Origin of the sequence: Pseudomonas sp. XWY-1, from assembly GCF_002953115.1 — a bacterium.
Taxonomy (GTDB): Bacteria; Pseudomonadota; Gammaproteobacteria; order Pseudomonadales; family Pseudomonadaceae; genus Aquipseudomonas; species Aquipseudomonas alloputida.
Genome location: NZ_CP026332.1, coordinates 3,546,069 through 3,568,265 on the forward strand (window position 1 = coordinate 3,546,069; position 22,197 = coordinate 3,568,265).

16 protein-coding genes are annotated in these 22,197 nt (G+C 61.3%); 10 read left to right on the plus strand and 6 right to left on the minus strand.

Translation table 11 applies throughout. The annotated features are described in order from the left end of the window. Positions 1 to 517: 517 nt before the first annotated feature. Together PRJ_RS16510 and PRJ_RS16515 are read right to left on the minus strand one after the other, a co-directional pair. Positions 518 to 2,143 (minus strand): methyl-accepting chemotaxis protein, encoded by a 1,626-nt coding sequence (locus PRJ_RS16510; protein WP_104961981.1) that lies wholly within the window; start codon positions 2,141 to 2,143, stop codon positions 518 to 520. Between the two features lie 248 nt (positions 2,144 to 2,391). Beyond that, complete coding sequence (locus PRJ_RS16515; RefSeq protein ID WP_104961982.1) at positions 2,392 to 3,882, minus strand: PLP-dependent aminotransferase family protein; 1,491 nt, start codon at positions 3,880 to 3,882, stop codon at positions 2,392 to 2,394. Between PRJ_RS16515 and PRJ_RS16520 the strand changes: the two genes are divergently transcribed. Both PRJ_RS16520 and PRJ_RS16525 read left to right on the plus strand, forming a co-directional pair. Further along, on the plus strand, positions 3,883 to 5,649 hold the full coding sequence (locus PRJ_RS16520) for an NAD(P)H dependent flavin oxidoreductase family protein (RefSeq protein WP_104961983.1): 1,767 nt from the start codon (positions 3,883 to 3,885) through the stop codon (positions 5,647 to 5,649). A gap of 72 nt (positions 5,650 to 5,721) precedes the next feature. Then, the gene (locus tag PRJ_RS16525) at positions 5,722 to 6,180 is read left to right on the plus strand and encodes a GNAT family N-acetyltransferase (RefSeq protein ID WP_104961984.1); all 459 of its coding nucleotides are present in this window, start codon (positions 5,722 to 5,724) and stop codon (positions 6,178 to 6,180) included. A gap of 153 nt (positions 6,181 to 6,333) precedes the next feature. Here the strand turns inward: PRJ_RS16525 and dapA are convergent, their stop codons facing one another. Next, entirely contained in the window at positions 6,334 to 7,200 is an 867-nt protein-coding gene (gene dapA / locus PRJ_RS16530) for a 4-hydroxy-tetrahydrodipicolinate synthase (RefSeq protein ID WP_104961985.1), read from the minus strand. Positions 7,201 to 7,649: 449 nt separating this feature from the next. Between dapA and PRJ_RS16540 the strand changes: the two genes are divergently transcribed. Further along, positions 7,650 to 9,503: an ABC transporter ATP-binding protein gene (locus PRJ_RS16540; RefSeq protein ID WP_104961986.1), complete on the plus strand. Its 1,854-nt coding sequence runs from the start codon at positions 7,650 to 7,652 to the stop codon at positions 9,501 to 9,503. Between the two features lie 77 nt (positions 9,504 to 9,580). On the opposite strand, the gene tssM is transcribed toward PRJ_RS16540, so the two are convergent. Genes tssM through vasI form a run of 3 tightly spaced genes read right to left on the minus strand, consistent with a single transcriptional unit; the run spans position 9,581 to position 15,299 of the window. Beyond that, a complete protein-coding gene (gene tssM, locus PRJ_RS16545) occupies positions 9,581 to 13,201 on the minus strand; it encodes a type VI secretion system membrane subunit TssM (RefSeq protein ID WP_104961987.1) in 3,621 nt (1,206 codons plus the stop codon). Then, positions 13,198 to 14,661 carry a type VI secretion system protein TssA gene (gene tssA / locus PRJ_RS16550; RefSeq protein ID WP_104961988.1) on the minus strand — a complete coding sequence of 488 codons (1,464 nt, stop codon included), beginning with the start codon at positions 14,659 to 14,661 and terminating at the stop codon, positions 13,198 to 13,200. The genes tssM and tssA overlap by 4 nt, the downstream gene beginning before the upstream one ends. Then, positions 14,649 to 15,299 (minus strand): type VI secretion system-associated protein VasI, encoded by a 651-nt coding sequence (gene vasI / locus PRJ_RS16555; protein ID WP_177331243.1) that lies wholly within the window; start codon positions 15,297 to 15,299, stop codon positions 14,649 to 14,651. Before vasI ends, tssA begins: the two co-directional genes overlap by 13 nt. Before the next feature lie 326 nt (positions 15,300 to 15,625). Here vasI and tssB point away from each other — a divergent pair, with 326 nt between their 5' ends. From tssB to tssJ, 7 genes are read left to right on the plus strand one after another with little or no spacing between them, the layout of a single operon-like run. Next, positions 15,626 to 16,129, plus strand: a complete 504-nt coding sequence (gene tssB, locus PRJ_RS16560) for a type VI secretion system contractile sheath small subunit (RefSeq protein ID WP_104961989.1) — start codon at positions 15,626 to 15,628, stop codon at positions 16,127 to 16,129. Positions 16,130 to 16,146: 17 nt separating this feature from the next. Next, complete coding sequence (gene tssC / locus PRJ_RS16565; protein ID WP_064491562.1) at positions 16,147 to 17,637, plus strand: type VI secretion system contractile sheath large subunit; 1,491 nt, start codon at positions 16,147 to 16,149, stop codon at positions 17,635 to 17,637. Beyond that, entirely contained in the window at positions 17,634 to 18,044 is a 411-nt protein-coding gene (tssE, locus tag PRJ_RS16570) for a type VI secretion system baseplate subunit TssE (RefSeq protein WP_010953542.1), read from the plus strand. Before tssC ends, tssE begins: the two co-directional genes overlap by 4 nt. A gap of 3 nt (positions 18,045 to 18,047) precedes the next feature. Continuing rightward, entirely contained in the window at positions 18,048 to 19,814 is a 1,767-nt protein-coding gene (tssF, locus tag PRJ_RS16575; protein ID WP_104961990.1) for a type VI secretion system baseplate subunit TssF, read from the plus strand. Beyond that, positions 19,778 to 20,794 carry a type VI secretion system baseplate subunit TssG gene (tssG, locus tag PRJ_RS16580; protein WP_104961991.1) on the plus strand — a complete coding sequence of 339 codons (1,017 nt, stop codon included), beginning with the start codon at positions 19,778 to 19,780 and terminating at the stop codon, positions 20,792 to 20,794. Before tssF ends, tssG begins: the two co-directional genes overlap by 37 nt. Further along, positions 20,791 to 21,360: an FHA domain-containing protein gene (locus PRJ_RS16585; protein ID WP_064491558.1), complete on the plus strand. Its 570-nt coding sequence runs from the start codon at positions 20,791 to 20,793 to the stop codon at positions 21,358 to 21,360. The genes tssG and PRJ_RS16585 overlap by 4 nt, the downstream gene beginning before the upstream one ends. Next, positions 21,357 to 22,154, plus strand: a complete 798-nt coding sequence (tssJ, locus tag PRJ_RS16590; RefSeq protein ID WP_064491557.1) for a type VI secretion system lipoprotein TssJ — start codon at positions 21,357 to 21,359, stop codon at positions 22,152 to 22,154. The genes PRJ_RS16585 and tssJ overlap by 4 nt, the downstream gene beginning before the upstream one ends. The last annotated feature ends 43 nt before the right edge of the window (positions 22,155 to 22,197 follow it).

Here is a 22,197-nt window from a genome sequence, read left to right on the forward strand (position 1 = left end):
GTGAAAAGTTCGAGCACAAAGATACCGTTCAATATCTGTTATTCAGTGAGAAGTGTGGGGGCTCAAGCGTGCATGAAGACGCGCCAGCACCCCGCATCTACTTGGGGGTTCCTGGTGGTGGTCAAGGTAGCCGTGCAGACGCCGCGGCCAGGCGCCGGCCTGCTGCGGCACAGGGCACGCAGGCTGGCGAGGTGAAACGAATGAAGTGAGGTTCATGAGCTTGCCTCCAACCGGCCAACACCGGCGGCGGCAAGTCACGGCGGAGCATCAGGCTCTGGCGCGGCTTGCCCGACCAGGGTGTCGGGACCGGTGTTCCGGTTCAAGTGCCTGACCCGGCCATTCGGCAAGGGTCAGGCAGCGACGAGATACTGTGTCCATTGAATTCTTCAGTGAAGGGAAAAAAGGCCCCGCGCTCGGGGCGGTCGAACTTTATTCAAGCGTAGTATCGAAGTCAACCCGCAAGGGGAACTTTAAATAAGTTTAACCTTATCTTAATGTTCCACGCAGGCGCAGCGCCTCAAACCTTGAACCGCCCCACCAACGCCGTCATCTCCCCCACCAGCCCCGACAACGCCTTGCTCGCCTCGCTGGTCTGCTGCGCACCCGCAGCGGAATGGTTAGACAGTTCGCGGATGTTCAGCAAGTTGCGGTCTACTTCCCGCGCCACCTGAGCCTGCTCTTCGGCCGCACTGGCAATGACCAGATTGCGCTCGTTGATTTCGCCGATCGCACTGTAGATGCCCTCCAGCACTTGCCCCGAGGCCAGGGTCACGTCCAGTGTCGACTGGGCGCGGTTGGTGCTGGCCTGCATGGAAGCCACCGCAGCTTCGGTCCCCGCCTGTACGCTGCCGATCATCTGCTCGATTTCCTGGGTCGATTGTTGCGTGCGGTAGGCCAGTGTGCGCACCTCATCCGCCACCACCGCAAAGCCGCGCCCGGCCTCACCGGCACGGGCCGCCTCGATGGCAGCATTGAGCGCCAGCAGGTTGGTCTGCTCGGACACCGAGCGGATCACTTCCAGCACCTTGCCGATGTCCCGCACCTGCCCCACCAACTGCTGCAGGTGCGCACTGCTGGTCTGGATTTCGCGGGTCATGGCTTCGGTGCCGTCGATATTTTCACTGACTTGCCGGCGGCTTTGCGCGGCCAGCTGGTTGGATTCACTGGTGGTTTGCGAGGTGGTGATCGCGTTGCGCGCAACCTCCTCCACTGCCGTGGTCATTTCGGTCACGGCAGTCGCGGCCTGCTCCAGCTCCTGCCCCTGCTGACGCAGGTTGTTGGCGCTTTCCTCGGTGACCGCGTTCAACGCCGTGGCGGCGGCGTCCAGCTGCCGGGCACAGTTGTTGATCTGCCCAAGGGTGTCGCGCTGGCTCTGCTGCATGCGCTGTAGCTCATGGAACAGTTGGCCGATCTCGTTGTTGCCCTGCCCTTGCACCGGCACACTCAGGTCGCCACTGGCAATGCGCTGGAAATGCCCACCGGCTTCACGCAGGGGGTGCAACACACGCTGGGCAATGAACGCCCAGCACAGCACCGCCAGCACCACGGTCACGCCCAGCAGGCACAGGCTCAGCAATTGTGCCCGGGCCAGACGCCGGTCGGACTCGAGCATGATTTGCTGGCCACGTTCGCTCAGTGTGGTCACCAGCTGCTGGCGCAGGGTTTGCAACCGCCCCATGGCATTACCGGCATCGCTGTTGACCTTGAAATACTGCTCCAGCGAACGCTGGCGGGTCGCTTCACGCTGCCCAGCCACCGCCTTGGCGTATTCGGCAAAGGTAGCCTGCAGCTCGGTTGCCAACCCGCGAAGGGCGGGTTCGCGGGCGTTTTCGACAAATTCGTCGACCAGCGCCTGGCTCTTGTTGTTCAGCTCCACCGACAGCGCCATGCGTTTGCCTGCACTCTCGTCATGGCCACCCAACTGCTCGATAAAACCCGAAGACACGTTGGCGCTGGAACGAATCGCCATCAGCAACGCATTGTTCAACCGGTCCGACTGGTGCGCAGTCTGGTCCAGTTCAGTGATCTGCTGGTCGCTACCCAAGGCAGCCCACCAGGCACTGGCGGTCGAAAACAGCAGGGTCAGGCTGAACAGCGACAACACCCAGAACATTCCGGTGCGAATTTTCAGGTTGGCAAGCATGCGGGCAGTACTCCTTGTTGGCACCACTTCTGATCGATGATTCGAGGGTGGGTGTGCTGCTATCGGAGGTACTGGCGCAGGCTTGAGGCGCCGCGATGCGGTTATGTGCGGTAACCGAACGGAATGCGTTGAGACCCAGAGGCCTCGAAACCCTTGAGGGCATAACCCTTTTGCATAAATCCTGAGGCCAGCGCGATCACTGTGGGAGCGGGCTTGCCCGCGAACACGGGCGAAGCCCGTGCCATCCGCTACCGCGCCTTGCCAATCGCTTTCGCTGCGTCTGCCAGGCGTTGGGTCGCCTGCCGGATCTCATCGGCATCCAGCGAAGCAAACCCCAGGCGCAAGGCGTTCTCGGCATGGCCAAACGGTGAAAACTGTCGCCCACTGCGCACCACCAGGTCCCGTTCCAGCGCTTTGTCGACCAACTGATCCACGTTGATCTCATCGGCAAACCTCACCCACAACGCCAGACCACCTTCTGGCGCCTGCACGCTGATCTGCTCACCGAACGCATCGCGCAAACACCCCAACAAGGTCTCACGCCGGCGCCGGTACTCGCGGTTGACCCGGCGCAAGTGCTTCTTCAGCTCCCCATCATTGATCAGGTCCGCCAACATCTGCTGCATGACTGCATCGCCCTGCCCCAGGGTCAGCATGGCCCTGCGTTCCAGCGCGGTTGTCACTTCCACCGGTGCCACGATATAGCTGCAACGAAACGTGCTGCCCAAAGGCTTGGACAGTGAGCCAATGTAAATCACGTGCCGCTGCTGGCGGTCGCTGGCCAACGGCAGATAGGGCCGCCCGGCAAAGTGGTATTCGTAGTCGTAATCTTCTTCGACCACGCAAAAGGCATGCTGGCGCGCCAGCTCCAGCAGCTGTTGCCTGCGCCCGGCTGGCAGGCTGACCGTGGTCGGGAACTGGTGATGGGGCGTTATGTACATCATCCGCACCTTGTGCTGCCGGCACAGGGCATCGAGCTGGTCGACCCGGCAACCCTCATGGTCCAGCTCCACGGTCACCAGGCGGGCACCCAGCTGACGGAAGATCTCCCAGGCAGGGGGGTAACTCAGGCGCTCGACCAGCACAACGTCACCCGGCTTGAGCAACACACTGGCCACCAGGGATAGTGACATCTGCACCCCCTGGGTCAGGCAGATATGCTCGGCACCAACGTTCAGGCTGCGGTTGTGTCGCAGCATGTCGGCCAGGGCGCTGCGCAGATTGCGGCTGCTGCACTCACTGCCGTGGCGCACGCTGTTGCTGGTGAAGCTGCTGCGCAAGGCATTGCGGTAATAGCGATGCAGTACAGCCTGTGGCAGCAGGCGATGGTCACAGGCGCCGTTGTCGAAGAACAAGGCCCCCGGCCGCCCTTGCTGCGCTACAGCCTGTTCGTTCGCCTTGAAGTAGGCAACGGCAGGTTCCTCTGGCAGCGCCAGGGCAAAAGGCCGCACGGCACCGGAAACGGCCGCTGTGCCAGGCGCCAGCTGCTGGCTGACGAAGGTGCCCCGGCGTTGCACGCTTTGCAGCCAGCCTTTGGTTTCGGCTTCCTCATAAGCAAGGATCACGGTCTTGCGATTGACGTTCAGCAATTGCGCCATCTCCCGCGTGCCCGGCAACGGCGTGCCAGGGCGCAGGCGACCCTCGCTGATTGCGGCCACCAGCCCTTCGACGATCTGCCGGTACGAAGCCTGTGCCCCATCGAGCCTGAGCAGTGGCTGCCATTTACGAAGCTGGACCATATGAAATATCCAAAACTGGAGGTTCTGCTGGTCCTGGACTATAGCAACAATCGAACCTCCATTTGCCCCGAGGTGCTCATGCAAAGCCGCCACGTCATTGAATTGTCGCCCTCGGGCAAAACCTTCGAAGCCAGCCAGGAGCTGCTGCTCGATGCCATGCTCGCCAGCGGCCTGCCGGTACCCTTTTCATGCCGCCGCGGCGCCTGCGGCTCGTGCAAGGTCAAGGTGGTCTCAGGGCAGCATCAGGACAAGCAGCGGGATGCGGACACACCGCCGCCTTCCTACCCCTTGGCCGCCGACGAGATGTTGCTGTGCCAGAGCCACGCCTGCAGCGACATGCGCCTGGAAATACCCGGCTGGTCACTGGACGCCCCGGCACTGGAAACCCAGGCACAGGTTGTTGGCAAGCGCGCGCTGAGCGCAGATATCGTCGAGCTGGTGTTGCAGCCTGCTCAGCCGCTGGAGGTGCGGGCGGGCCAGTACATGCGGTTCCAGCTGGACAACGGCGACAGCCGCTGTTTCTCCATTGCCAACCTGCCTGCCCAGGAACAAGGGCAACTGGTGTTTCACATTCGCAAGGTCAGCGGTGGGCTGTTCACCGAAGGTTTGCTGCCCACCCTGCAAGCAGGTGCAACGGTAAAGCTCGAAGGCCCGCTGGGCGCCTGTACCTGGCAGCACGATGACCAACGCCCGCTGATCCTTTTCGCCACCGGCACAGGTTACGCCGGCATCAAGCCGCTGCTGCTGACGGCCTTGGCCGGCGATGCCGACGTCACGCTGTACTGGGGCGGCTCTTCGCCGGCGGATTTTTATGATCGCGAATTTCTCGATGTGTCCAGCCGTGTGCACCCGCACTTTCGCTGGCAACCGGTACTCTCGGCCCAGGCCCGTATACAGCAGGTGGCGCTCAGCCAGACGCATCGCTGGGGCGAAGCCCAGGTCTACGCCTGTGGCAATGCCAATATGATCAGCCAGACTCGCGAGCAATGCCTTGCGGCAGGGGTACAGCCCCATCGTTTTGTGGCCGAGGCCTTTGTCGCCAGTGGTGCACTGACAACGCAGGCTTCAGCAGCCAGCACACTGCACCCTGAGCTGGAAAAGGTCGGCCCACGTTATTCGCTGGACGGCATGCTCGCGGCCCGCGAACAGTCGGTGCGGGCCGTGGCTGCCATTGCCAGCCAACTGCAGGTCGGCATGACCACTGCCCAGGCCCTGGAGATGGCCGCGCATACCCTGCAGGCGATGGGCGCCTCACACACTTGGCACCCCACCTACATCCGATTTGGCGACGATACCGTGCGTACGCCACGGCAAGGCATTGACCTTCAACGTGCGCTACGCGCCACGGACATCGTCGTGGTCGACGTTGGCCCGGTATGGGATGGCTATGAAGGTGACTATGGCGATACGTTCGTGTTTGGCCAGCACGCCCTGCACCACGCCTGCGTGAAGGCACTGCATGAAGTGTTCGACGAGACCCGCCAGGCCTGGGGCCGCGGGTTGACCGGGCGTGAACTGTACGACTTCGCCGAGCGCAGTGCCCAGGCCAAAGGTTGGCAGCTGGAGCGCAACCTGGCCGGGCATCGCATCGCCGACTTCCCGCATGTGTTGTATGGCCAGGACAAGCTGGCCGAGGTGGAGATTGTCCCGAGCGAGGTGGTGTGGGTGCTGGAGATACAGCTGTGCCACCCTACCGAACCTGTCGGGGCATTCTTCGAAGACATCCTGATTGGCGAGCGCAAGCCGGGCGCTGCCAGGGCTGCTTGATACCGCATCGGCCCTTGAACCCGTAACAGGTTAAAGTGGGCAACAGAAGGACACCCGACAAGGACGATTACCATGCAAGTACGCACGCTCACCCCTGACGACCTCCCCCAAGCCTGCGCCTTGTGCATGGATGCCTTCATGCAGGCAGTCGCGCCCACGCTATCGGCGCAAGGTATCGAGACCTTTACCCAGGTGTCAGCACCCCAGGCGTTTGCCGAGCGCATGCAGGGTGACAACCTCATGCTGGCCTGTTTTTTCGAAGGCGCTATCGCGGGGCTGATCGAGCTCAAGGAAGGCCGTCACGTTGCGATGTTGTTCATTGCACCAAGCCTGCAACGCCGGGGTATAGGCAAGCGCCTGATGAACGCAGCACTGGAGCATGCCAGAACTGAGGTGGTGACGGTAAAGGCATCATTGTCTTCTGTACCCGCTTACCAACGCTACGGCTTCACCCTGGCAGGCGACGTGGGTGAGTTTGCCGGGCTGGTGTATCAGCCGATGGAAAAGCGCCTGCCGACCCAGCCAGCGTAGGAGCAACCTGGGGTCGCGACAGGGCCGCAAAGCGGCCCTGGCAATACTCTGTCTCAGCGCGTAGCTGGCAGAAATCCGCTCGCGAGGCACCCGCCGACCCCGAACCGACCAAGGGTGTGGCGGCTTGTCAACCCGCCATCAACCGTTGCCGCTTCAGGCGCCGAGTGAACACAGCACGCTTTGCAGCTTGTCTCGGGTGGTGTTCGTGCACGCCTGCATGGGCTCGCGCAGCTCGTCTGCAATCAGGCTTTGCAGCTGCAATGCCGCCTTGACCACGGCCGGGTTGGGCTCGGCAAAGGCCACTTTGATCCAGGGCAGCAACTGGTAGAACGTACCACGCGCGGCGGCCCAGTCGCCGCTGTCGACCTGCTGCACCATGCGTACGTACAGGTCGGCGCGCACATGCGCGGAGGCCGAAATGGCGCCAGCCCCACCCAGGCACAGGTTATTGAAGATCTGCAGGTCTTCACCGGCCAGCACCTGAGCGTGGCCGTCCTCGATCAGGGCCATGGTCGTCTCGTTGTCACCGCCACAGTCTTTCACCGCCGCAATACGTGGATGGCGCACGATACGGCGCAGGGTTTCACGTTCGATGCGTACGCCAGTGCGGTAGGGAATATCGTAGACGATCACTGGCACGCTGGCCGCATCGGCCACGGTGGCGAAGAAGGCTTCGATGCCAGCCTGCGAAGGGCGGATATAGCAAGGTGCGGGCACCAGCAGCCCGCCAATGTCACGTTGCTGGATTTCAGCCTGGAAGGCCAGCAACTCACCCAGGTTGTAACCTGACAGGCCCATCACCACCCTGCCAGGCTCCACCCAGGCCAGCACGGCATCCAGCACTGCCAGTTGCTCGGCCTTGGACAACGCCGCTGCCTCACCCGTGGTACCGCACACCACAAAACCGGCCACACCGTCTTTGAGCAGCTTCTTCACCAGCTTTTCCAGGCCTGGGAAGTCGATTTCATTGGCGCGCATTGGCGTGACGAGGGCGATCCAGATACCACGGAAATTCGACATGCAAAAACTCCTGATGTTGACCGAAAGTCAGCGTCAGCAGGGCGAAGAGTGGAAGTGGTGGCAGGGATACCTGGCGCCTTCTGTCTCGTCAGCCCACCTGACGAGACAGCGCGCCTCGGTCAGATGAGCGGCTGTTTCTTGGATTTCTTGGCAACGGCAACGCACGCGTCTGCCTGAGCGATGAAGCCCGAAGCGGAAATGGCGTGGTTGGATGTGGACATGCTGGCAAGCCCGTTGCGTAGGTATGGCTGGATAATGGCGGGAAAAGTCGCCACAGGCAAGCCCGCAGTCGCACGCTTCAAATCAGGCCTTGCTTCACCGCTATAGCAATGCAGTGGGTTTCAGGCGCCAGCCACACGAACCTGCTTCGGCGGCGTCTACCTACAGGCGAATGCTGTGATGTGCTGTATGGTTACCGGTTAAGCAAAAACCGTTTTCCGGAGACAAGCATGCTGCGTATCTTTGAACGTCGGCTCGACCCCTTCCCACCCGACGAGGTACCACCGCCGCCCGTTGGCCTGTTGCGCTTCATGTGGGCTTGTACCCGCGGCGCCCGTGGCTACATCCTGGCGCTGGCGCTGCTCAGTGCCGGGGTGTCGATATACGAAGCCTGGCTATTCGCGTTCCTGGGCCAGGTGGTCGACCTGCTCGCGTCCTGGCAGGCAGGCGGTACTGTTGGCCCCGAGGAAAGCCGTGTGCTGTGGGGGATCGGCATCGTGCTGGTGGTCAGCATCGGGCTGGTGGCGCTGCGCACCATGGTTCAGCACCAGGTGCTGGCGATCAACATGCCGCTGCGGCTGCGTTGGGATTTTCACCGCCTGATGTTGCGCCAGAGCTTATCGTTCTTTTCTGACGAGTTTTCTGGCCGGGTCACTACCAAGGTGATGCAGACGGCGCTGGCAGTACGCGATGTGCTGTTTACACTCATTGAAATCCTGCCTGGGATTGGCGTGTATTTCATCGCGATCATTGCCCTGGCCGGCGGCTTTGCCCTGAAACTGATGCTGCCCTTCATTGCTTGGGTCGTGCTGTTCGGCTTGGCCATGCTGTATTTCGTCCCCCGGCTGGGCAAGGTCGGGCAGGAGCAGGCCAATGCCCGGTCGTCGATGACCGGGCGGGTTTCTGACGCTTACACCAACATCACCACGGTAAAACTGTTTTCGCACTCCAACCGCGAAGCGCACTTTGCGCGCGCAGCCATGGAAGATTTCAAGCAGACCGGTTTTCGCCAGATGCGCCTGGTGAGCCAGTTCGAAATCGTCAACCAGGCGTTGGTGGTGGGCTTGATCTTTGGTGCCGGTGGCTACGCACTGTGGCTGTGGCACCAGGGCCAGGTTGGCACCGGGGCCGTGGCGGCAATCACCGCCATGGCCTTGCGCGTCAACGGTATGTCGCACTGGATCATGTGGGAAATTACCTCGCTGTTCGAAAACATCGGCACCGTGCAGGACGGTATGGCCACCCTCACCCGCGGCCCCAAGGTGCAGGATGTGCCGGGTGCTGCAGAGCTGGTAACCACGGGTGGCGCGGTGAGTTTCGACAAGGTCAGCTTCAACTACAACGGCGAGCGCCAGGTGCTCAATGAGCTGGCGCTGCACATCCGTCCGGGCGAAAAAGTCGGCCTGGTCGGCCGCTCCGGCGCCGGCAAGTCCACCTTGATCAACCTGCTGCTGCGCTTCTACGACGTGGACAAGGGGGAAGTACGCATCGACGGGCAGAACGTTGCCAAGGTCACGCAGGATAGCCTGCGCAGCGCCATCGGCATGGTCACTCAGGACACCTCGCTGTTGCACCGTTCGATTCGCGACAACATTGCCTATGGCCGCCCCGATGCTACCGAAGCACAGATCCGTGCCGCTGCGGCCAGTGCCCAGGCCGATGGTTTCATCAGCCAGATCAGCGACCGCCAGGGCAACAGCGGTTACGACACCCTGGTGGGTGAACGCGGCATCAAGCTGTCTGGCGGCCAACGCCAGCGCATTGCAATTGCCCGGGTGATGCTGAAGAACGCACCGATCCTCCTGCTTGACGAAGCCACCAGCGCGCTGGACTCGGAGGTGGAGGTGGCCATTCAGGAGAGCCTGGATGAAATGATGCAAGGCAAGACCGTTATTGCCATCGCCCACCGGTTGTCGACGATCGCCGCCATGGACCGGCTGATCGTGATGGATGAAGGGCGCATCATCGAGCAAGGCACCCATGCCGAACTGTTGGCGAAAAAGGGTACCTATGCACGGTTGTGGCAGCATCAGAGTGGCGGGTTCCTGGGTGAGGATCAGGGCGTGGCCGAGGCTGTGGAGTAAGCAGAGGCCGGGGGCAGCCAGGGCATACCCAGGCTTCGAAAGCCTACCCAGTCAATGAACTGCGCCCCTGACGATGCTCATGGTCGCTGCCCATCCGGTAGCACCGCCTGCACCACACTGGCTGGCTGTTGCAACAAGCCTCGGGGCAAGCGGAAGCCTTTGAAAGGTTGCTGGGTAATGGGATTGAAGGCTTTTTCAGCGTTAAGCCGATAGCGCATCACGCCATCTCCGGTCCTGAAGCTCAGGTCCACGCTGGTCGCCGTCCGGCCATTGAGCGCGCCGCGGCTGAGCAAGCGAAACATCGACCACGGGCCACGGTACTCCAGGCTGCTGCTGTTGCCATTTTGCCTTAGCAAGGTGAGATTGCTGCGGACCTGCTGCCCCAAGGTATTAGGCCAGACAATACCCGTGATATGGCTTGGCCCATGGGTGTAGGCAATCAACTGGCCATCCAGGTCCAGCAGGCTGGTACGCTGGTTCGCACTGAGCCCCAAGGGCTCGATGCTGAACTGTACACTCAGCTTGCCACGCTGATCGAAGAAGGTTTCGCGGATGCGATCCGCCAGCTCGAGCTGCTCGATCACGTCGGCACGAATCAGGGATTGCCCGTGCTGAGCGGACTGCAAGGCCTCAAGGTTGTCCTTCAGGAAAACCTTGAGATACCGATCATTAAACTGCTGCAGGCGCCCTTTCGGCCCGAAGAACGCCTCGAAGTCATCCAAAGAAGCATCGGGTGCCTTCACCACAAAGGGGTAGCGGCCTGCCAGGCGTTGCTGGAAAAAACTGTACACGTCAGCATCCCAACGTCGCTCCAGTTCGCGCAGTGCTTCAACGTTCAGCACCTGGGCAGTCTGGTCGGCGAGCTTTCTGACCTGGTGGCTGATAGGCTCCGGTAAACCTGTGGCAATACGTTGCAGGGTGCCGATCGGGTCCTGCCCTGTCATCGCAAAGCGCTGATGCACGGCTTGCAACGCGGCCTTGCCGCGGTCCGGGCTGTCTTGTACGGCCTTGGCGTAGTCCAGCACGGCCGCAACAGCGCCAAGGGTTTCATCGTAGTAGCTCGGCTTTTCTCCTGTCGCCTGCAGCATGGCGCCCAAGCCTGCAAACGCCCGCTGGATGGCCAACGCTTGCTGTTGCTCGGGTTTTCCGGTTGCTACGCGCAGCGTACTCAGCTCACCCGATGCTTCAACAGCTGCTGGAGGCGCAAGCGAGGTGTTATCCCTGACCGTATCCAGCAGCCGTTGCAACGGTGCTGCGGGGCCGGTCAACTGCTCCAGGATCGCGACACCATGGTCCAGATCACGGAAGTCAGCCACCGTAAAAGCGTTCAGGGCGCGCCGCCAGCTGTCAATGTAATCGGCGCTGTAGAGGTTATACAGCCGCTCGGTCAGCGCATCGCGGTCGACGTCCGAATAGTCGAGTTGACTGCGCTCCCCCAATGCCCATTGATCAACCATCGCCATTTCAGCGAAGCGTTGGCTGTGCGGCTCGAAGTATTCCCTGAAGCCTTTGGCGGTGAGCATGGCGGCCAGCCTTACATCCTCATCCCCTTGTCTGGCCCCGGAAGACGGCTGGTACACCACGTCGAACGCAGGCCCTACCTGATGACGCAGGTCCAGCCCGGCGTGCAACTGCTGGTACGATTGTTGTTTGAGCGCAGCATAGACCCGCTGTGGCAACGGCAATTTGCGCAGCGCCTGCTGCACTTCGCTGACCCGCTGGCGGTACTGCGGCAAATCGGTATCGGCATAGGCCAAGGCGTATTTCAGGTGCTGCATGAGGTCACGCTGCAACTGCCCCTGGCCAGGAAAGGCCCGCTGCCACTGACGGGCCATCCAGTCCTCGACCCATTCGGGCCGGCGGCTGTTACGGTCCTCGATCATCCGGTAAACCCTGAGCGCGGCCATTTGTTGCTCGCTGCCAGGTGGTGCTGCGTTCATGGCATCGATCACACCACTGGCCAAGGCCGGCAAGAAACGTTTAGACAACAAGCTGAGGTACGCCTCATCAACCAAGGGACCAATGTTGCGCCCTTGATACAAGCCAAAATCGGCAACCACCGGCCAGGCCGCACGATAGTCGCCAAACACCGACACCGCATCGCGAATCTGGTCCAGTGGAGCCAGCAGGTTGCGCCCGGTCGGATCAAGACGTATATCGACTTCGTGACCGCTGTACTCCTGGCTTTTGGCGAGCACACTGGCAGCCTTGGCGCCATTGATGTCGGCGTAACGCTGCCAGCTGGCAACGGCGATACTGAACGCCAGGATGCCTACACCAGAGCCCACCCACAGCAAGTGGCGCTTGCTGCGCGCAACCCGAACATTGTCACCCGCCAGCCCGGCTTCCTGATAGATAACCCGCCTGAATGCTTGCTGGATGAAATAGACCAACGCCTTCCCCTGTGCCTTACCTTCACGCAGGGGCAGCTTCGTCGTGTAGGGCTGAGCCGCTTCTCGGACAAAGGCATTGCGCATGTCGCCTTGCTGTACCACTGACGACCAGTACACACCACGTACCAAGGGTGGCGTGGTGAACCGGTCACTCGCCAAGGTTTCGCGCAGGAATGCCTGCAGTATGGGGCGCAACCCGATCAACTGTGCATGCAGTGAGAACAGGCGCCCGCACGGCGCTGTCTTGCCCAGTACATCCAGCCGGTCGATGACCTGCTCCTGCAATTGGGTGAGAAGCCGCCCGTAGTGCTCGTCATACTCATCCAGCCAGGCGTCGAACGCGTCAACCGCATCTAGCTTGAAGGTGAACCCCAACAGGCTTTCACGCTTGGCGGCCGGAAGCTGGCTGTAGAACTGGTCGAAGCCGTCCAGCAGATCGAATTTGGTCAGTACCACGTACAGCGGCAGGCGCGCCCCCAACTGACTGCTCACTTCGTAAAGGCGTGTGCGCAACCCATGGGCCAGTGCGACGCGCTGCTCGGGCTTGCCATGCAGCAGCGCCGGCAGGTCGACCACCAGCAACACACCATTGAGCGCCCGCTGGCTTCGCTTACGCTGCAGCCAGCCCAACAGGTGCTCCCACAACCGGGCCTGGATGCCGGGCGGCGCGAAGGCTTCGGAGGGGGCGTTGGCCGCCGAGCCCGCCGGCGGTTTTTGACTGATGAAAACACCGGGCGGGTCGATGATCACGGCATCATCGCTCACCCACCAGCCTACCGGGTAGGCCAGTGCTTCAGCCTGTCGGCCCCGTGCCTGGGCCTGGTCGATACGCGTCAGGGTAAAGCGCTGATCGGTGCGGTCGATGAAGCTGCTTTTACCGGACTGTTCGTCGCCCAACACCAGGTACCAGGGCAGCCGGTACAACGCGCGTCGCCCACCTGCATTGTCGAGGTACCGCTCAAGCCCCTGGCTCAAGGCCCGCTCTTGCGCCTGCACGAACGGTATCGCGACATCCTGTTCGGCGGCCAGTGCCTGGCGGCGCTCCGCTTGCAGGCGGCGAAAGCGCGTGCGCAGCACCCCAAGCCAGCACAGAAGCGGCACCAGCACGAGCACCAGGCTTGCCACGCTGCGATGAGCCACACTTGCCAGCGGCTGCTGCTCCCGCCACGTCCATTGCGGGCCAAGCCACCAGATAGCGACCAGCATCAGCAAGGCGCCAAGCCCTAGCAGCAGCGGCAGCGCCAGGCCAATGCGCGTTACCCACGGCCAGCCCCAACGTTTGAGTTGCGTCCATATTTGATTCATCGAGGCTCTTGATCCTTGTCTTGAACTGCCAGCGCTGGGGATGAGGCGTACTGCTGAAGCCGCTGAAATACCTCGGGCTCCCACGCACTGGCGGTGGTTTGCTGCATGGTTCGGGCAACGCTGGCGCACAGGTCCTGGGCCAGCCAGGACACGCCCCGCGCGGCCAGCAGATCGGCTGCAATCACCGTGGTGTGGCAACGCTCACGGGGAGCACGAAAGCCCGCTTGCAGCCCTTGCAGCCGAAGGAGCAGCGGTTCTACGCCACCCGTTTCCAGCTGGCTGACCAGCTCCTCGCGCAGGCCGCTGAACTCCTGGGGGGTTGCACCTTGGCCTGACGGCCCTTGCGTGCCCTTGAGCCAGGCCAGGCACTGGTCGTCGACAAATACCAGCCCGTCGCTGAAGCACAACTGCTGCAGCGAAGGCATACGCTGTACAAACCGGGCGGTGGCACAACGGATGGCCTCGGCCACCTCGCACATCGCCAGCTGTGTGGCGACGGTCGCAGCCAGAAAGCTGCCGCGAATCCAGAAGGGGCAAGCCGTCAGGCTCTTTTCAATGCGCTGCAGCAAGGCGGGGTCAACCACCTGACTGGCTATGGCCTCTTCATAGACCCGCGTGATATCCAGCGGAACCGCCATCAATTCCGTACGGTTGCCCTGCCTGACTTGGGGAGCAACCTGAATGTGCGCCCACAAACCGAAACGCCGTAACTGGTAGCCGGTAGCGTCGTAAGGGTCCTGCTGGTTGATGAGCTCGGCCATGGACAGCACAGCCCGCCGTGTCTCACGCTCATTGCCCATCGACATGCGTGACACGGGTGTGACGATGACATCGGCCAACGGCGCAGGCTTCTCGGTTGCAGCCGCCGCTTTGGGCACAGCAGCCTCACCAACACCGTTGGCAAGTTCCGAGTACTTGCCTAGCAGGCGCTCAAGTTCGCCCAGTGCTGCCGTGTCCAGCTGCACCGTTTCCTGTTGTTGCAGGCGTTTCAAGGCAGCCTGCGCTGCCGCTGCGTGGGTCGGGGTGTAGGTAAAACGATCAAGACGCGGTAGCGCCTCGGCCAAGCGATCGATCACCAGGGCAACCAGCTTGCGTTTGCCCAGGAAGCCTTTCGGTCCCGGCTTGGGATGAGCGGCTTCCCAATAGCACTCGAGCATGCCGGCCAGCAACGCCAAGGTGCATCCCCACTGCTCCCAGCAGCCGCTACGCAACCATGCGGCACTCAGGTGCGCAACGATTCGCAAGTGCTTGCATTGCTGGCTCAGGTACTGACGGGACGCGTCTTCGATGTACACCCAGTCGATCGAGGCTTCCTGCAGCCCACCCAGCTTGACCATCTCCTGATCAATGGCCTGATAGGTTTCGTCCTCGACATCGAACAGGCCAGCCGGAACTGCCGGATCAATCGGCGCGAGCAACCGAGTGACCTCTTCCCTGGATACCTGCGCTACCACCGGCATGTGCTTCGCGCTCGGCTGATCAAGGGGTCCAGGCCTTGCGCATCGAAGGTCAGCCCGTCGACCTCGCCGTGATCACTCACAACCTCGATACGCTGGGCACCGATCAGCTTCCTGATCTGCTCTATGGCGGGCAGGCCCCGCCCGGCATCGAGCACTTGACCGTTCTCCATCACCTGCCAGGGGGTCTCACGGGTAGACCAGCCCTCCCCGCTCAGGCGTACCTTGACCCAGCTTGCTTCGATCGGACGCCTGGCAATCAGCTGTAGCCGGGAGATGGCCTGGATGCAACTGATTGCCATGTAGGCACGTTCATCACCCGATGCGATGGCGGGCGCCGAAATCACAAGCGCTGGTGCGCCTGCCCCGTCCTGGGGCTGGCTCCCGATGCGAAACGTCAGGTCATCCGGTGCCCGTTCAGCTTCATTTGCCATCACCCGTAACACAGTGGGGGCCTGCTGCTCCGGTGCAGACCACTGCCGCTTTGGCGTGTACGCCGGGGTGCCAGCAGCCTGATCGAAACAGGCCAGTCGCTCGACGTTGGACACGATCCGGGGACAGTCTCGCGTGGAGCCTGCCAGCACCGGCTGCAGACAAAACAGCAACGAGAGACCGGCGCCATATGCACAGCGGTTAATCATCCTGAATTTACTCTCTGAATAGTACAAATGGCCTATATGGCGCAAAGAACTTTCCTACAAATAGATAGCAATGCCTATGCGTCCGCGCGACCAATTAAAACAAATCCAGCAGAAGCCTATTACACAGTACCGAATGCACACAAACAAATATTTATTTACATCTTAATGCTCGACCAAAGACCACTCTTCCGCGCATCGTTTTCATAGGGAACGGACAAATAACCCAACCCATTAATCATATGTGGGAATCTTCCTACAAGACCGAGACAACAATAAACACAACTAGCACCTGAACATCCTACAGCCCAACAGGGAGTTGCGTACCGATGTCTAACAATACGGGATCCGTTGCGCCGAAAGAACGCGTCAATATCAAGTATGTCCCCGCTACCAGCGATGAGCAGGCTGAGGTGGAGCTGCCGCACAAGATGCTGGTGCTGGGCGACTTCGGCCTGGATGACAACCGTGCGCTTGAGGACCGTCAGGTCATGCGCATCGATAAACATACATTCAACAGCGTGTTGAACGACGCCAACGTGAGCCTGGACGTAACGGTACCGTCCAGGCTTGGCACCGCCCCGGATACCGAGCTGGCCGTCCACCTGCAGTTCAGGTCCATCAACGATTTCGGGCCGGACCGGATCGCGCGCCAGGTGCCCGAGCTGAACAAGCTGCTGGCGCTGCGCGAAGCACTGGTCGCCCTGAAAGGCCCGCTGGGTAACGTCCCGGCCTTCCGCAAGCAATTGCAGCACCTGCTTAACAACGAGCAGGCGCGTAAGCAGCTCGCCCAAGAATTGGACCTGGTGCTCGAGGCGCCAGAAAAAAATTGAGACAACGGAGCGTCCCCATGCCCAAGCCAAGCAGCACCGCCATCACCACAGACGCAACGGCCGACACATTGAGCAATGCCACCTTGCTCGACCAGATCATGGCAGAAACCAAGCTGGTGCCTGCTCAGGAGGGCTACCAGATTGCCAGGCAGGGCGTATCTGCCTTCATCGCCGAAATCCTCAAGAGCAATGACCCGGATCAACTGATCAACAAACACCGAGCCGACCAGATGATTGCCGAGATCGACCGAATGCTCGGCAAACAGATGGATGCCATTCTGCATCAGCCTGAGTTCCAGCAGCTTGAATCATCATGGCGCAGCCTGAAACTTCTGGTCGACCGCACGGACTTCAGGGAGAACATCAAGCTTGAAGTCTTGCATGTCACTAAAGAGGACCTGCTCGACGACTTCGAAAATGCTGCTGACATTACCTGCAGCGGTATCTACAAGCATGTTTACACCGCGGGTTATGGCCAATTCGGGGGAGAGCCGGTTGCGGCCATGGTAGGCAACTACAACTTCGGCCCCTCTTCCCCTGACATCAAGTTGCTAAGTTACATGGCCTCCGTTGGCGCCATGTCCCATGCCCCTTTTCTTGCTGCACCTGCCCCCGAATTCTTCAATTTGAACAGCTTCGAGGAGCTGCCTAACCTCAAGGAAATAAAAGACCTCTTCGCCGGCCCTCGGCATGCCAAGTGGCGCGCTTTTCGTGAAAGCGAAGACGCCCGCCACGTCGCCCTGACCGGGCCACGCTTCATGCTTCGCTCCGCTTACCACCCGCAGGAACAACCGATCGAGAGCTTCAACTACAACGAAGACATCGCCGGGCAGCACGACAACTACCTGTGGGGCAATTCTGCTTTTCTGTTAGCCAGTTGCATCAACGACAGCTTCGCCCGCTACCGCTGGTGCCCGAACATCATCGGCCCCCAATCGGGCGGTGCCGTCGAAGACTTGCCGGTCCACCTGTACGAATCCCTGGGCCAGTTGCAGGCCAAGATCCCTACCGAGGTGCTGATATCCGACCGCAAGGAATTCGAACTGGCCGAAGAGGGCTTCATCGCCCTGACCATGCGCAAAGACAGCGACAACGCCGCGTTCTTCTCCGCCAACTCGGTACAAAAGCCCAAGCACTTCCCGAAAACCCCTGAGGGGCTTCAGGCACAGACCAACTACAAGCTGGGTACCCAGTTGCCCTACCTGTTCATCGTCAACCGGCTCGCCCACTACATCAAGGTGCTGCAGCGCGAGCAGATCGGCAGTTGGAAAGAGCGCCGTGACCTTGAGTCCGAGCTGAACAAATGGATCAAGCAGTACGTCGCCGACCAGGAGAACCCGTCTGCCGACGTTCGCAGCCGCCGGCCGCTGCGTGCCGCCCGTATTGAGGTCTCGGATGTTGCGGGTGACCCGGGCTGGTACCAGGTTTCGCTCGCCGTACGCCCGCACTTCAAGTACATGGGCGCGAACTTCGAGATTTCTCTGGTCGGGCGGCTCGATACGCAATGAGTGGTCTTTTTGATCGCCTGATGGTGGACCAGTGCACCCGCCGGGAGGCCTCCCGACGCGAGAGCGCTTCCCACAAGTTCGCCGCCATCAAGCGCCACCTCGAAACGCTGCTGAATGCCCGCCAGGGGTGCTCCCAGAGCAGCCCTGAGCTGGGCCTGCGCGACTTCAATGGGCATGACGTGAGCAACGGCGACTTGCTTGTGCAGGTGAGCGCGGATATCCGTCGCACCCTCCAGCGCTTCGAGCCGCGCATACAGGTACGCACGCTCAACGCAGTGCCCGATACCCATGCCCCGCTGGAGCTGCATTTCAGGCTGGACTGCCTGGTACAGGTCAACAACCACGCAGAGCAGCTGCAACTCGAGCTGCTGGTCGATGGCCACAATCGCTACACGCGAGTGAGGTGACCGATGTCACTGAGAGACAGTTTCAGCGAAGAACTGCGTTACCTGCACGAACTGGGGAACGACTTTGCCAAGGAAAACCCACAACTCGCGCGGTTGCTTGGCAAAGGTGCCAGCGACCCCGATGTCGAACGCCTGATGGAAGCCTTTGCGTTCCTGACCGCCAAGCTACGGCTGAAGCTGGAAGACGACTTGCCAGAGCTGACCCATCCCATGCTGCAGTTGCTGTGGCCGAACTACCTGCGGCCGCTGCCCAGCGCGACGATCATCAAGTTCAGCCCGGTGAGGCAATCCCTCAGCCAGTCACAGCGCATCCCAAAGGGGTCGCGGCTGTTCTCGAAACCGGTAGACGGCGTGGCCTGCGAGTTCCGCACCTGTACAGCGGTCAACATTCATCCGTTCGAGATCGACACGGTCGCAGCCACCCAGACATCCGATAGTTCTGTGATCTGCATCAGCCTGCAATCACTGGTCGAGCGGCCGTTGAACAGCCTGGGCTGTACCAGCCTCGACTTTTACCTCAGCGGCGATGCTCGAACCGCGCGCACGCTTTATCTGTGGGTTTCTCAATACCTCAAGGATGTCAGCGTGACCATCAATGGCGAGGTTCGTCGGCTGCCGGCAAACAGCATCACATTCCCAGGGTTCAGCCCCAACGACGCCTTGCTGCCTTACCCACAGAACGTCTTTGATGGCTATCGCATCCTGCAGGAGTACTTCGCGTTCCCTCAACGCTTCCACTTTTTCAGCGTTACCGGCCTGGAAAAGATCTGGCCAGCTCATGACAGCCAGCAGGTAAACCTTGAATTTCACTTCACGCGCCAGCTACCCGACTCGCTGCGTGTCGGCAAAGCAGATTTCAACCTGTTCTGCGCACCTGCGGTCAACCTGTTCCAGCACAGCGCCGAGCCCATCGACCTGTCCGGCAAGGACGCCATGGTTCCACTGAAGCCCAAGGGCACAGCGCCGCACGGCTACGAAATCTTCAGTGTCGACCAGGTGATCAGCACCCGAACGACGACTGACGGTAACACCGGTGAGCACCTTCGGACCTTCCGTCCCTTCGAGTCCTTCGCCCATGAAATCGAGCACGTCCAGGGGCGCACGGCGCTGTATTACCGCTGCCAGCTGGAAGAGTGCCTGCACGGCAATGGCGTCATGCATCGAATCGCCTTCGTCCGCGCCGACGCCAACAGCTACATAGGCGAGCTGGAAACCGCGTCCATCGACCTCACCTGCACCAATCGGGACCTACCGCTGGCGCTAGGCGTGGATGACATCAACGTCCTGAGCGAACTTACGCCGCCGCTGGCCACCTACACCAATCTCTGTACCCCCACCCGCCCCTGTCGCCCGGTGCTGGACGGCCAGTTGCAGTGGGCGTTGATCTCCAACATGTCGCTCAACTACCTGTCCATGCTCTCGGTAGAGCCGCTGAAAGCGGTGATCCGCGCCTATGACTTCATGGCCCTGCACGACATCCAGCAGGCTCGCACCACCCGTAAACGCCTGGAGGGTATGCGCGACATTCATACGCAGCCCATGGATTGGCTGATCAAGGGGCAACCCATTCGCGGCCTGCACACCCTGCTGAAACTGGACCAGTCCGCCTTCCTCTGCGAAGGCGACTTGTACCTGTTCAGCTGTGTGCTCGCTCATTTCTTCGCCCTGTACGCCAGCATCAATTCCTTCCACCAGCTGGAAGTGATCAACACCACCAATAACGAGCACTACACATGGCCAATACAGACCGGCAAGCAACCGCTGATCTAGCCGACAAGCTGCTCTGCAAAGCGCACCAGTACAACTTCTTCCAGTTGCTGGAGCGGTTGCACGGGCTGCATGGCGATAACCTGGAACCGCGTTGGCCGGACAAGGCCACCCGGCTGCGCGTGCGCCTGGCCTGCGACACACGGCTGACCTTCCCTGTATCGGACGTGTACAAAGCCCAGCGAATGCCCGCTGAGGACGAGCGCTACCGCGTCGTTGCCACGTTCCTGGGGTTGCACGGCACCGATTCGCCATTGCCCACCTATTATCTGGAACAGGTGGCGTATGAACATGCGCATGGCATCGGTGTACGGCCGGCCTTCTTCGACTTCTTCAACCACTACCTGCTCAGCCTGTTGCACCGTATCTGGCGCAAGTACCGCTATTACATCCGCTTCCAGCCAGGTGCCAGTGACGGGTTCTCGCAGTACATGTTTGCCCTGCTGGGGCTTAACGACAAGCAGTTGCGAGGGGACACGGCGCTGCCCTGGAGCCGCCTGCTCAGTTTTGCCGGCGTAATCGCCAGCCGCAGCCGTGCGCCGGGCACTGTGGCCGGCATCATTGCGCACTGCTTCGACCTCAAGCAGGTGCACATCCGCGAGTTCGAGACGCGATCAGTCGTCACGCCGTCCAGGCAGCTTGCAAGCCTGGGGCGGACCAACGGCCAGCTGGGCAGCACGTTCATGATTGGCAGCCGCACGCGCACCCGCAGCAGCAAGTTCACCATCGTGCTCAGCGAACTCGACCAGAAGCAGCTGCGGGACTTGCTGCCCAGCGGCATCAACTTCGGCCGTTTGCGCGCACTGATCGACTTTCTGCTGCGTGACGGGCTGGCCTATGACCTGGAGCTGCGCCTCAAGCAGAGCGCGTTGTCACCCTTCTGCTTGCACCGCAGCCAGGGTGCCTATCTGGGCTGGACCAGCTTCGTCGACGACCGGCATGGCCAGATCAGCCCGGTTGTACGCTTCCGGGGGCGCTCATGAGCACAGTCACCTTGAGCATCACCAACCTCGACCAACTGCAGCACGGCGTTACTGCTCGGCACCTGTTCGACTGCAAGGGCGGCACCATCGGCAGCGGGCGAGCAAACTGGCGAATCAATGACCGCGATCAGGCCGTTGCGCCCATCCACTGCGAAATCCGCTGGATCGAGGGCAGCTTCTGTGTGATCGACCACTGCCACCGCACCTACGTCAATGGCAGTGCCAACAGCCTGGGGCCGCTTCCACCCAGGCGCCTGGTTGAGGGTGACCAGCTTCTCATTGGTGCCTATCGCCTACAGGTTCAGTACTCCCAGGATCAGGCCTGCACACGCTCGCTGGAGGACCTGTTCAACCCGGACCCGAGGGTGCTCGACCGCCTGATAGCCGAAGCGCCTGCACCCGCTTGGCCGGCACAGCCTTCTGCCCCCCAACCAGCCGTCGAGATCTGCTCGGTCTTCAAAGCAGCCATGGGGAACGACCCTCTGGCAGCGCTGGACGCAGCAGACGGTGAAGGGGCACTCCGAGAAAACCCGCTGCAGCGCCTGATTGCCGGAGCATACCCATGAAGCCTCATCCACTTCTGCTCGCCCCCCTGCTGCTTGCGCTGGTCGGCCCCGCCGGCTGCACCTCTTTGAGCAGAATGAGCCAGGTGGCCATGGACCACTCGTTGCCCATCGGGCCGCCCAAGGATCACCCGACCGAGGTCGCATTCAGCATCAATGCCAGCCCTACCCTCAACGGCAATCCGGACAGCCTTGACGTCGCAGCCGATCAGGATCGCGCCCTGGAGCCCAGCCCCTACGCTGTGACCCTGAGTGCTGGCGACCCCTATGCGTTGACCGAAAAAATCGGGGTTCTGTTCGAATACCTGCAAGCGCAATTCCCGGCCATGTCCCCCGTCGAGCTGGACGAAGGAGACGAAAGCGACCCGGCTCGCTCGCCCCTGGAAGAAAGCGGCCCCGGCAGCTACGACGACCCTCAGGTGGCGTTGACCTTGCCGCGCACCACAAGCGTTGCCTCAGCGCTGGTCGCCACGCCCATTGCCATCACGATCCTGCAACTGCGCGACGACTCACTGCTGCGCAACACCGTGTACCAGCTACTGGAGCAGGACCCGGCCAAGGCGCTGCGCAGTACCTATATCCGTAGTGACGACTACCTGCTGCGCCCTGGCCAGTTCAAGTACATCCCGTTCGAACCCATCCACGCCGAAACCCGCTTCGTCGCGGTGATTGCCGACTACCGAGGCCATGAAAACGCCAGTTGGCGACAAGTACTGCGCATTCCGCCGCGTGGCCGCCAGATCATGCTGTCGGTGTTGGTCAACGACACGCACATCGTGCTCAAGGAAGAAGACTGATGGCGCCTCAACACCCTTTGCCCTTCCTGCTTACTCACGCTGA

Excerpts from the sequence above, each read along its gene's own strand:
- tssF (WP_104961990.1), top strand. The coding sequence starts at position 18,048 with ATGTCACTGAGAGACAGTTTCAGCGAAGAACTGCGTTACCTGCACGAA.
- dapA (WP_104961985.1), bottom strand. The coding sequence starts at position 7,200 with ATGTCGAATTTCCGTGGTATCTGGATCGCCCTCGTCACGCCAATGCGC.
- tssJ (WP_064491557.1), top strand. The coding sequence starts at position 21,357 with ATGAAGCCTCATCCACTTCTGCTCGCCCCCCTGCTGCTTGCGCTGGTC.
- vasI (WP_177331243.1), bottom strand. The coding sequence starts at position 15,299 with ATGATTAACCGCTGTGCATATGGCGCCGGTCTCTCGTTGCTGTTTTGT.
- PRJ_RS16585 (WP_064491558.1), top strand. The coding sequence starts at position 20,791 with ATGAGCACAGTCACCTTGAGCATCACCAACCTCGACCAACTGCAGCAC.
- PRJ_RS16525 (WP_104961984.1), top strand. The coding sequence starts at position 5,722 with ATGCAAGTACGCACGCTCACCCCTGACGACCTCCCCCAAGCCTGCGCC.
- tssE (WP_010953542.1), top strand. The coding sequence starts at position 17,634 with ATGAGTGGTCTTTTTGATCGCCTGATGGTGGACCAGTGCACCCGCCGG.
- PRJ_RS16515 (WP_104961982.1), bottom strand. The coding sequence starts at position 3,882 with ATGGTCCAGCTTCGTAAATGGCAGCCACTGCTCAGGCTCGATGGGGCA.
- PRJ_RS16540 (WP_104961986.1), top strand. The coding sequence starts at position 7,650 with ATGCTGCGTATCTTTGAACGTCGGCTCGACCCCTTCCCACCCGACGAG.
- tssB (WP_104961989.1), top strand. The coding sequence starts at position 15,626 with ATGTCTAACAATACGGGATCCGTTGCGCCGAAAGAACGCGTCAATATC.
- tssM (WP_104961987.1), bottom strand. The coding sequence starts at position 13,201 with ATGAATCAAATATGGACGCAACTCAAACGTTGGGGCTGGCCGTGGGTA.
- tssC (WP_064491562.1), top strand. The coding sequence starts at position 16,147 with ATGCCCAAGCCAAGCAGCACCGCCATCACCACAGACGCAACGGCCGAC.
- PRJ_RS16520 (WP_104961983.1), top strand. The coding sequence starts at position 3,883 with ATGAAATATCCAAAACTGGAGGTTCTGCTGGTCCTGGACTATAGCAAC.
- tssA (WP_104961988.1), bottom strand. The coding sequence starts at position 14,661 with ATGCCGGTGGTAGCGCAGGTATCCAGGGAAGAGGTCACTCGGTTGCTC.
- tssG (WP_104961991.1), top strand. The coding sequence starts at position 19,778 with ATGGCCAATACAGACCGGCAAGCAACCGCTGATCTAGCCGACAAGCTG.
- PRJ_RS16510 (WP_104961981.1), bottom strand. The coding sequence starts at position 2,143 with ATGCTTGCCAACCTGAAAATTCGCACCGGAATGTTCTGGGTGTTGTCG.